The sequence below is a fragment of the Winogradskyella psychrotolerans RS-3 genome, from assembly GCF_000427335.1.
In the GTDB taxonomy this organism is placed as follows: Bacteria; Bacteroidota; Bacteroidia; order Flavobacteriales; family Flavobacteriaceae; genus Winogradskyella; species Winogradskyella psychrotolerans.
The window spans coordinates 216338-227176 of the sequence record NZ_ATMR01000199.1; the positions used below are offsets into that span (position 1 = coordinate 216338).

Here is a 10839-nt window from a genome sequence, read left to right on the forward strand (position 1 = left end):
TTTAATCAGCTTTTTATCAAAGATACAAAATGACCAATTTAAAATTTTATTTTCTTACGTAAATGAATAATAGCGCGTGCTTAGCGATTCTATTCTCTAAATACTTAAGATTCATTCACAAAAGCTTCCCAATCTTTAAATTTTTCGTCGCCCATGACGCGTTCCATTTTTACTTGGCCGCCTTTCTTTTTGTTTCTTTCGTTCCAGTCATAAAAACGATTTGGTGAAATCACTTTAACTTTTACACCTTTTAGGGCTTTACTTCTAGCCACTTTATAATTTTTATTAGCTATTTTTAAGCTTTCGTCTAATGCGTCTGCAATGGTGGAGTTGTCAATACCTTTTAAGTCCGATCCTATATACCAATAGTGATAAAATTCATCATCGTCACCACGTTTGGCACAGATGGTATATTCAGGAATTGTAGTATCGAATTGCTCCTCTAATTCTCGCATGGCTGCATCCATTTTATTAACGGATAATTGCGAACCCACGGTGTTTAAAAAGAATTTCGTGCGTCCTGTAATTTTAATTTCGGCGCGTTCAATATTAGTGAATTCAATGGTATCCCCAATAAGGTATCTCCACGCTCCACTAACGGTACTAATTATTAAAACGTAATCTTGATTCAACTCCACTTGATCTAAAGTTAAGGCTGGAGCGCGGTCATTGAGCGAACCATCTTCATTAATATAATCGGGTTTAAAGGGCACAAATTCAAAATAAATACCATTATCGGTATTCAACTGCATGGCATCTGTTTCTGGTCTCACTTGTGTGGCAATGTAACCTTCTGATGCCAAATAGGTATCGATAACTGTGATTGGTTTACCTAACAAGGCATTAAAACTTTTCTTGTAGGGACCAAAAGCGACTCCTCCAGATGTATAAACTTGTAGGTTTGGCCAAATTTCATGAATATTATTCAAATTATGATAGTCTATCACTTTTTGAAGCATTAATTCTATCCACGATGGAATACCACTCAACGCACCAATATCCCAATCTTTTGCACGTTCTGCAATGCGCTGCACACGTTCATCCCAATCTTCAATTTGCGATATTTCTTCACCTGGTTTGTAATAACCTCTAAACCACGACGGAATATTACTCGCACTAATGCCACTGATTTCACCTTCGAGATGATCATTGTTTTCTTCTAAATCGGTAGAGCTACCGAGCATCATAATTTCCTTTTCGAAAAAATCTGCAGGTAAATCAAAATTCTTTAAGGCAAAAACCTGTTTGATTCCGGCATTTCTTATGGCATCAATCATGTCATCTGTTACCGGAATTCGTTTACTTGTTTTCCCTGTGGTGCCAGAACTCAACGCAAAGTATGAGGGTTTCCCTGGCCACGTGACGTTACTTTCGCCTTCATGGTATTTATGCCACCAGTGTTTGTTTATTTTATTGTAATCAAAATACGGCACATGCTTAGCAAAACTTTGTTGCAAATTGGCTGCTTCAAGTATGGTTTCAAAATCATAAAGCGTTCCAAATTGTGTACTCTTAGCTGCTTCAAGTAATTCTTTGAGCACTTGTTCTTGAGCTTCCTCATGAATGACTTCAGACGTAAACGTATCCTTCAGTTCAATAACTCCTTTTATAATGTTTCCTAGTATAGCCATTTTTTAATTTCAAGTTTTGATTCTATTATTATGCTGCAATTTTTCTACACGCTTCAGCACATGCTCTACATGATTTAGCACATTCTATACAGTGTTCGTGTTTATGTTCTTCGCAATGATCTGCACAATACTCACAAATTTCTGCACATAATAAGGCATATTGCTTAATGTATGCACTGTCTGACGTCATCATTTTAAGTAAAGCATCACAAGCATCGGCACATTGTATACAACATTTTGGACAGTCGTTCATGCTCTCTTTTCCTGCCATTTCCGTTAGGCAAATTCTACAATCCACTATACATTTCTGACAGGCTTCAATCGCATTTCTATAAATCGCTTTCATAATTATTGTGTTTAGAATTATTTTTACTAATATCCAATAACGACCTTAAAGAGACTATTCCGATTCCTAAAAGAATTAACCCATTTAGTAAAAATGCAAAGTGACTGCATCTTATGTAAAAGCAAATTGTATGAAGCTGACGTGATTCAACTATCAGAAGTTAAAGCTGTTATTTTTAATCTACAGGTGATATTTCGGTATTACACGGCTTGGACGCTAAAACTATTGATGATTAGATTATGGGTTTTTAAAATTTACGTTATAATTTCAAACTTAAAACTTAAGACTGATTTCTTTAAAAAACCTAAATTTCCTTAGTATCAATTTAGGAATTTCTTCGTAAAATTTATGTAGTTTTGCACATCTAAAATTAAAACAATTCACAATGAAAGATACTACTTTATCCTCTACTCACGAAGCACTTGGTGCTAAAATGGTTCCTTTTGCTGGCTATAACATGCCTGTACAATATGAAGGTGTAAATATAGAACACGAAACGGTTAGAACATCGGTTGGTGTTTTTGATGTTTCTCATATGGGTGAATTTTTAATTGAAGGTCCACATGCTTTAGAATTGATTCAAAACGTATCGAGTAATGATGCTTCTAAATTAGAAATTGGAAAAGCACAATACAGCTGTTTACCAAATGATGATGGTGGTGTTGTAGATGATTTAATCATTTATAAATTAAAAGAAGAAACATACTTATTGGTCGTTAATGCTAGTAATATTGAAAAGGATTGGAACTGGATATCCTCTAAAAACGATGTTGGTGCTGAGATGCGCGATTTAAGCGAAGCGTATTCGTTATTAGCCATACAAGGTCCAAAGGCTGTTGAAGCGATGCAGTCTATAACGAGTCATGATTTATCTGCCATAAAATTCTACAATTTTGTAGTTGGTGATTTTGCGGGTGTTGAAAATGTTATTATTTCTGCTACAGGATATACTGGTAGTGGTGGCTTTGAGATTTACTGTAAAAACACAGAAGTAAAACAAATTTGGGATAAAGTTTTTGAAGCTGGAGCTGATTTCGGAATTAAGCCCATAGGTTTAGCTGCAAGAGATACGTTGCGTTTAGAAATGGGTTACTGTTTATATGGTAATGATATTGACGATACGACGTCGCCAATTGAAGCAGGTTTAGGTTGGGTTTGTAAATTTAACAAAGACTTTACGAACAGCGACGCTTTAAAAGCAGAAAAAGAGCACACTCCTGAAAATAAATTAGTCGCCTTTAAATTAGATGAACGTGGTGTTCCACGTCATGGTTACGATATTGTAGATAGCAGCGGAAAAACGATTGGTAAAGTTACTTCTGGTACTATGAGTCCTAGTTTAGGGATTGGTATTGGTATGGGTTATGTACCAACTGTATTTTCTAAAGTGGATAGTAAAATATTTATTCAGGTGCGTAAAAAAGCCATTCCAGCAACTGTCGTAAAGGCCCCTTTTTATAAAGGATAAATTTCTAGCGTGTAGTTTGATTAATGACGAAGAAAAATTTAGATCCTCAAAAGCACCGTATATTAATACTTGGAGCTAGCGGTTATATTGGTAATGCCATTTATAAGGAATTAGGCCCTTATTTTAAAACCTTCGGAACTTATAGAACACCGACAAAAGCCTTTAAAGCCAATACTCAATTTTTTCCTTATAATTTGGAAGAAGATGATGTTTATGAAATTTTAGAGGCTTGTAAACCAACCATTATTATTTCTGCACTTCGCGGAAATTTTAATGCGCAGACTATTGTACACCAACATATTGCTGAATATGCCCTGAGCTTTGGTTCCAAGATTATTTTTCTGTCTTCTGCTAATGTGTTTGATGCTTATAGTAAATTTCCAAGTTATGAATTAGACAAAACACTAAGTCATAGTATTTATGGCCATTTCAAAATAAAAATTGAAAATTTATTATTACGTCTTCCTGAAAAACAAGTCGCTATAATTAGAGTTCCTATGATATTTGGTGCGACTTCACCAAGAATTGAGGAATTAAAACAAGCCATTTTAGAAGATGAATCTGTTGAAGTATTTCCGAATTTAATAATGAATGTGATGCTCGATAAAAAGCTGACCCAACAAATTCATTATATCATAAATAGAAATAAATATGGAGTTTTTCACTTAGGAAGTACCGATTTAGTGCATCATGATGATTATACGAAAGAAATTCTCGGTATTTTATCAGATAAAAAAGTAGTATTAAAACAAGTGTATACTACAAATGAAGACCGGTATTTAGCCGTGCTTCCAAAGTTTAATAAACTGCCTAAACACCTTCAAATTACGAGTCAACATATATTAGAAGAACTGGGGAGGTAAGTGTTCAGTGTTCAGTGTTCAGTGTTCAGTGTTCAGTGTTCAGTGTTCAGTGTTCAGTGTTCAGTGTTCAGTGTTCAGTGTTCAGTGTTCAGTGTTCAGTGTTCAGTGTTCAGTTTATAAATCAAAAAAAATATAACTAAACTTACCTTAAACGGTTTATAATTTTTATTAATTTTAAAATATAAAAATCACATTATGAAATTAGACGACGCTATCATAGAAAAGAGGTTATTACACTTACCAGATTGGGATTATTTCGACAATGCAATTCATGCCGAGTTTGAATTCGACAATTTTAAAGATTGTTTTAGTGCCATGAGCAGAATTGCTTTTGAGTGTGAGGCACAAAACCACCATCCTAATTGGAGTAATACTTATAATGTTTTGAAAATAACGCTATCCACGCATGATGAAGATGGTGTCACACTTAAAGATTTCAAATTAGCAGAAGCGATTGAGGCTATTGTGGAGGTTGAGGAATAGTTGATGGTTGATGGTTGATGGTTGATGGTTGATGGTTGATGGTTGATGGTTGATGGTTGATGGTTGATGGTTGATGGTTGATGGTTGATGGTTGATGGTTGATGGTTGATGGTTGATGGTTGATGGTTGATGGTTGATGGTTGATGGTTGATGGTTGATGGTTGATGGTTGAATTTAAAAATCTCGGAGTGGTTAAACAACTATAATCTAACTTTATTATATAAAATGAAGTTTTTGATAGAGATTATTCTAATTAGGCGTCATATGTCAAGTTTTAGACGGTTTTAATCATGAATCTTATATTTTTTTACATTTAGCGTCATTCTATTCAAACAATTTCAATATTTTCTTAGATTTGCTATGGTTAAAATTTCACTACCTATAATTTCAGTGTTATTTTTTATACACGACACAAAAACATAATCGTTAACAGATTCCTGCTTACAGGAACTAAAAATATATTTAAGATGGGAAGAGCTTTTGAGTTTAGAAAAGCAAGGAAAATGAAACGTTGGTCTGCTATGAGCAAAGCCTTTACACGTATTGGTAAAGATATTGTAATGGCCGTAAAAGAAGGTGGTTCAGATCCTGATAGTAACTCGCGTTTAAGAGCTGTTATACAAAATGCAAAGGCTGTAAATATGCCTAAAGACAACGTAGAACGTGCTATAAAACGTGCTTCAGATAAAAGTCTAGGAGATTTTAAAGAAATTCTTTTTGAAGGTTATGCACAACATGGTATTGCTGTTCTTATAGAAACTGCTACAGATAATAACACGCGTACGGTGGCTAATGTGCGTTCTTATTTTAATAAAACGGATGGTAGCTTAGGGACTTCTGGATCTGTTGTTTTTATGTTTGATCATACCTGTAATTTTAAAATTAAAGGAGATGATTTAGACTTAGAAGAATTAGAATTAGAGTTGATTGATTCTGGCGTTGACGAAATTTTTGAAGATACCGATGAAGATGAAAACGGAGTTGAACATACTAGTGTTCTGGTTTATGCACCATTTGAGAGTTTTGGAAAAATTCAGGCTTACTTAGAGGAAAACAATATAGAAATCATTTCCTCTGGTTTTGAACGTATTCCGCAAGTGACAAAAAAGATAACAGCAGAACAAGCAGAAGATGTTGAGAAACTTTTAGAGAAATTAGAGGAAGATGATGATGTACAGAATGTATATCACACTATGGAGGAAAGTGCTGAGTAATTTGAAGTGTATTTTGTCACTGCAGGTGACAACTATTTTGCTATAATTAGTAGCTTTTTTTGAGTTATTCAAATAATGATCAAACACACAAATTTCTATTATTTTGAGAGGTTTGTGTGTTTAATAGTGTTTTATTTTATCAGTAAGCATAAATTCTTGCCAAGTTATTAGGACAAATTTATCTATATTTTTTTCTTTTATTTTCAAAAAACCATATTCATAAGCAAATAGATATATATCTCCTTTTTTATTTTTCCAATAATGAGTAAAAAAATTAGGATTAAATCCTTCTTCTATAAGTAAGTTTTCTCTTACTGTAACTTTTCCTCCTTTATTATATTTTTTTAATATTTTTCGATTTAATTTTAGTTGATTGTCTACTTTATTATAGAATCGTTCAGGTTCTTCTTTTGATTTTTTATATTGATAAGCACTTTTGCACTGTGGGTCACAAAATTTCTTATCAATTCTTCCAATTAGTTCGCTTTCACAGTACACACATTTTCTAGTCAATTTCATATTAACCGTATTTTATACGAATATTACCCGAATAAAATACAACTAATTAATTAAATGTCAGTATTTTGCTATTAAAAAACAGCATGACACTACAAAAAAGTATCACATTAAAGCATTTATTTATAGATGGGCGTAAATATATTGGACTTCAATTTAATTCAAGTAAAATTATAGAATCTCTTGTCAAAACGCTTCCTAATGTACTTTGGAGTGATGATCTACTTTTGCATTATTTACCTAATACTAAAAATAACTTAGACTTAATTTTCAAAGCTTTTTATGGTATTGCTTGGGTTAATGGAAACTATTTTTTTTCAGATAAGGTAGTAAATGAAAATAATCCAGAGCTAAATTTAGAACGTTACAGAAAACGAATTCCTAAACCAGGTATTAAACAATGTCCTGAAAATTATTTATTAAAACTAGAACTTAAAAGATATTCTGATAATACAGTACGTAATTATGTTTCATCTTTTGAAGCATTTATAAACCATTATTATGCATATGACCCAATCACATTAAATGAGAATGATGTTAGGGAATATTTACAAAAATTGATTCAGAAAGACAGATCTAATTCGTATATAAATTTAACTATTAACAGCATAAAATTCTTTTATGAAGTTGTACATGAAATGCCTAATAGGTTTTATTCTATTGAAAGACCACGAAAAGAAAAAAAGCTACCTGAGGTTTTATCTAAGGAAGAAATTATAAAAATTATAGCAAACACAAACAATTTAAAGCATAAATGTATTGTAGGTTTACTCTATTCTTCCGGACTTAGAAGAAGTGAGTTATTAAATTTAAATGTAACTGATATTGATAGTAAGCGAATGGTAATAAAAATAAATAATGCAAAAGGAAATAAAGATCGTATTTCTTTATTGAGTCCAGTTATTTTAAAAGATTTACAACAATATTATAAAGAATATAGACCTAAAACTTATCTTTTTGAAGGGGTTAAAGGTGGAAGATATAGTGCGACTAGTGTTCTTACTATTGTTTCTAAAGCTGCAAAAAAAGCTGGTATATTGAAAAAAGTTTCACCTCATATGCTTAGGCATAGTTTTGCTACTCATCTCTTAGAAAACGGAACTGATATTAGACATATTCAGATTTTATTGGGTCATAACTCAACTAAGACAACTGAAATTTATACTCATGTTGCAAATAGATCGTTTATGGAAATAAAAGATTTATTATCTTAGCAGACATAACGTGGATATAATCAATAGTCTATATCCAGTTGTTGTGCAACATTTGAAAAAAAATAGAGAATGACCAAATTTCTTTTATTATTTCACGATTTTGGATCTAAAATCTTTACTCAAATAGAATTTAAATCAAATAAAGTTCCGACAGATTTTATCGAACTAACGAAACTTGACGATTATGAAATGTACCAATACATTCAAAGTGGAAATACGTACGTTATGACCGAAGAAAGATTGGAAAAGGAAAATATACATTTCGAAAAATTAAAACGTGAGAAAAAAACGTGGTTTGGTTTTTATAAAAAGACTGTAACCGATTTATTGATTATGCCAAATCAGGAATTCTATTATCCATACGAATCTGGTAGTTACTTATATTTATTTACTAAACAGAAAATAACAAAAGCTGAAATTGAAAATTGGCTGAATAGAGAATTCCCAAGTAGATTCGGACATATTGACGAAAGATTTGAGGGATTTGAGAATTTACTAAATGAAGAAGATTATTTAATCGCAACTAACCACGATTTGCAACGACAATTTGGTGTGATTGGAAAAAAAGAAAAGTAAACCTAATAATTAAAAATTTAAAAAGCAAATTTGAGTGAACTTGAATTGAAAAATTTTGAAAAATAAAACGGATAAAAACGTTGCACAACACCGTGTATAATTAATTGCTTTGGCTAGTCATTATCACGAAAATTCCTCTGGAATTTCCTCTGGTTCGTTTTTGTTTACTAACTTAGTTGCTGAAACACGCAACTAACCATACACATAATCGTTAGCAGCAATGCTATTCGTGCATTTTTGCCTAGTTTATTTTTCGGAGATTTTTTTTTAGACTTTTAAGTCAGATAAATTAAAAAAACTCAACTTATTAAAACTCAGTTGACGTCGGACTTGTTTCTCACCCGCCAAATTAAAGCCTGTGAGATCGTAATCGCTAATCAGCATAACGACGTCGGACTGACAAGCAGAACGTGCAATTCTGAACGTTAAAATGAAAAACTGGACTTATAAAAACCTCATTTGACTTTGGACTTGTTTCTTATCCGCCAAATTCTGTTCTGTTGGGATCTAAGTCACTCATCTACTCTACTACGTCGGACTGACTAGCAGAACCTGCAATTCTGAAACTTAAAATAAAAAACTGCTGCTAACACCGTGTATAATTAATTGCTTCGTTTCTGAGCATCTGGAATATTCCTGCGGAATATTCTCAGGTTCGTGGGTTTTTGTTAACTTAGTTGCTTAACCACGCAACTAACCATACACCGAACCGTTGGCAGCAATGCGTGTGCGGCAAAGTCCAACTCTAAATTGGAACTTATACAAATCTAAATTTTGAGAATAAAATAAAATTGGAATTTCAAAACTTTGGAATGAAAATCACAACGCAGGAATTATAAGCAGAACGGAAAATTACGGTTGAAAAAATAGCTACATCGCTATAAAAAAGCCTAGTTACTTTTTCGCGATATTTTTTGACTTTTAAGTAAGTAAAATCAGAAAAAATGGAGTCGGAAATTTTAATTTCTTGCGGAACTAAATTGGAATAATTATCTAATTCATTAAACACGAGAACTAAAATTTGATAAGTTTCCTAGATATTAAAAATATAGCGCAGGATATACAAGCTGTGTGGAAAATGCGTGTCTGATTAGCAACAACGCAGGATTAAAAAATAAGCACGGCTGCCAACACCGTGTATATTTAATTGCTTTGTTTCTGCTTATCTGGAATATTCCTTCGGAATATTCTCAGGTCCGTAAAAGTTTACTAAATTAGTTGCCAAACCACGCAACTAATCATACACAAACACGTTGTAAACAAGCTAAAGAAACATATGAACTTCATTAAAAAACTTTTCGGAATAAAGAAAAATGAGGAAGAAGAATACTCTGGAAATTTTATCGTTGCAACTCTGAATGATAAAGTAATGCCTATCGACCGAGGAGAAATTTATGAAGACCCATTAGACGAGTTTCTTCAATCAAAAGGAATTGGAGAAGTGACTGGTGGAGGAACTATGCAATTGAAATCTGGAGAATTGGAATATTGCGATGTTGAAATCCAACTAAACTCGGATGAAATCGATGAGAATCAAATAAAAGCAATAATTGAAAAATTAGAGGAACTTGGAGCACCAAAAGGCTCAAAACTTACGATAGAAAAAACAGAACAAAAAATAGAGTTTGGTAAAAAAGAAGGATTAGGAATTTATCTTGACGGAATAAATCTGTCTGATGAAGTTTATAAAAGCTCGGACTCTGAAGCTTTGGCTGTTGAAATAAGAAGATTAGCTGGAATTGAAGACAATACTCTTCGATATTGGCAAGCTAACACAGAAACTGGATTGTATTTTTATGGAGATTCATTTGAACATATTAAGAATTCGATTAATGACTTTGTTAGTTCACATCCAGAATGTGAAAATTGTCGAATTGAACAAATAGCATAAAAGCCAGTTTACAACACCGTGTATAATTAATTGCTTGGTCACTGTCGACTTACGAACATTCCTGCGGAATATTCTATCTGTGATTTATTTGCTAAATTAGGTGATTAACCACGCAACTAACCATACACAACAACGTTAGCAGCAATGCAATACGTACATTTTCGCCTAGTTTATTTTTTGGAGATTTTTTTTTAGACTTTTAAGTCAGATAAATTAAAAAAACTCAACTTGTTAAAACTCAATTGACGTCGGACTTGTTTCTCACCCGCCAAATTAAAGCCTGTGAGATCGTAATCGCTAATCAGCATAATGACGTCGGACTGACAAGCAGAACGTGCAATTCTGAACGTTAAAATGAAAAACTGGACTTATAAAAACCACATTTGACTTTGGACTTGTTTCTTATCCGCCAAATTCTGTTCTGTTGGGATCTAAGTCACTCATCTACTCTACTACGTCCGACTGACTAGCAGAACGTGCAATTCTGAAACTTAAATAAAAAACTGCCGCTAACACCGTGTATAATTAATTGCTTCGTCTCTGAGCATCTGGAATATTCCTTCGGAATATTCTCCGGTTCGTGGGTTTTTGTTAACTTAGTTGCTAAACCACGCAACTAACCATACACAATACCGTT

At 32.9% G+C, this 10839-nt stretch carries 10 protein-coding genes; 7 read left to right on the forward strand and 3 right to left on the reverse strand.

What is annotated here, in order from left to right; genetic code table 11:
* Nucleotides 1-104: 104 nt before the first annotated feature.
* Together ADIWIN_RS17880 and ADIWIN_RS17885 are read right to left on the reverse strand one after the other, a co-directional pair.
* Nucleotides 105-1631 (reverse strand): GH3 family acyl-acid amido synthetase, encoded by a 1527-nt coding sequence (locus ADIWIN_RS17880; RefSeq protein WP_020897286.1) that lies wholly within the window; start codon nt 1629-1631, stop codon nt 105-107.
* Nucleotides 1632-1659: 28 nt separating this feature from the next.
* The gene (locus tag ADIWIN_RS17885) at nt 1660-1977 is read right to left on the reverse strand and encodes a four-helix bundle copper-binding protein (RefSeq protein WP_020897287.1); all 318 of its coding nucleotides are present in this window, start codon (nt 1975-1977) and stop codon (nt 1660-1662) included.
* A gap of 385 nt (nt 1978-2362) precedes the next feature.
* On the opposite strand from ADIWIN_RS17885, the gene gcvT reads away from it, so the two are divergent.
* The 4 genes from gcvT (at nt 2363) to ADIWIN_RS17910 (ending at nt 6005) form a co-directional block, all read left to right on the forward strand.
* Entirely contained in the window at nt 2363-3445 is a 1083-nt protein-coding gene (gcvT, locus tag ADIWIN_RS17895) for a glycine cleavage system aminomethyltransferase GcvT (protein ID WP_020897289.1), read from the forward strand.
* Nucleotides 3446-3468: 23 nt separating this feature from the next.
* Nucleotides 3469-4308: a sugar nucleotide-binding protein gene (locus ADIWIN_RS17900; RefSeq protein WP_020897290.1), complete on the forward strand. Its 840-nt coding sequence runs from the start codon at nt 3469-3471 to the stop codon at nt 4306-4308.
* Nucleotides 4309-4503: 195 nt separating this feature from the next.
* Nucleotides 4504-4791, forward strand: coding sequence for a 4a-hydroxytetrahydrobiopterin dehydratase (locus ADIWIN_RS17905; RefSeq protein ID WP_020897291.1), 288 nt, complete (start codon nt 4504-4506; stop codon nt 4789-4791).
* 467 nt (nt 4792-5258) lie between these two features.
* Nucleotides 5259-6005 carry a YebC/PmpR family DNA-binding transcriptional regulator gene (locus ADIWIN_RS17910; RefSeq protein WP_020897292.1) on the forward strand — a complete coding sequence of 249 codons (747 nt, stop codon included), beginning with the start codon at nt 5259-5261 and terminating at the stop codon, nt 6003-6005.
* Nucleotides 6006-6125: 120 nt separating this feature from the next.
* Here ADIWIN_RS17910 and ADIWIN_RS17915 read toward each other — a convergent pair whose 3' ends face one another.
* On the reverse strand, nt 6126-6524 hold the full coding sequence (locus ADIWIN_RS17915) for a hypothetical protein (protein ID WP_020897293.1): 399 nt from the start codon (nt 6522-6524) through the stop codon (nt 6126-6128).
* A gap of 83 nt (nt 6525-6607) precedes the next feature.
* Between ADIWIN_RS17915 and xerA the strand changes: the two genes are divergently transcribed.
* From xerA to ADIWIN_RS17930, 3 genes are all read left to right on the forward strand, one after another.
* The gene (gene xerA, locus ADIWIN_RS17920; protein WP_020897294.1) at nt 6608-7735 is read left to right on the forward strand and encodes a site-specific tyrosine recombinase/integron integrase; all 1128 of its coding nucleotides are present in this window, start codon (nt 6608-6610) and stop codon (nt 7733-7735) included.
* A 69-nt stretch (nt 7736-7804) separates the two neighbouring features.
* Nucleotides 7805-8311 (forward strand): hypothetical protein, encoded by a 507-nt coding sequence (locus ADIWIN_RS17925; protein ID WP_020897295.1) that lies wholly within the window; start codon nt 7805-7807, stop codon nt 8309-8311.
* 1276 nt (nt 8312-9587) lie between these two features.
* Entirely contained in the window at nt 9588-10202 is a 615-nt protein-coding gene (locus ADIWIN_RS17930; RefSeq protein ID WP_020897296.1) for a hypothetical protein, read from the forward strand.
* Nucleotides 10203-10839: the final 637 nt, after the last annotated feature.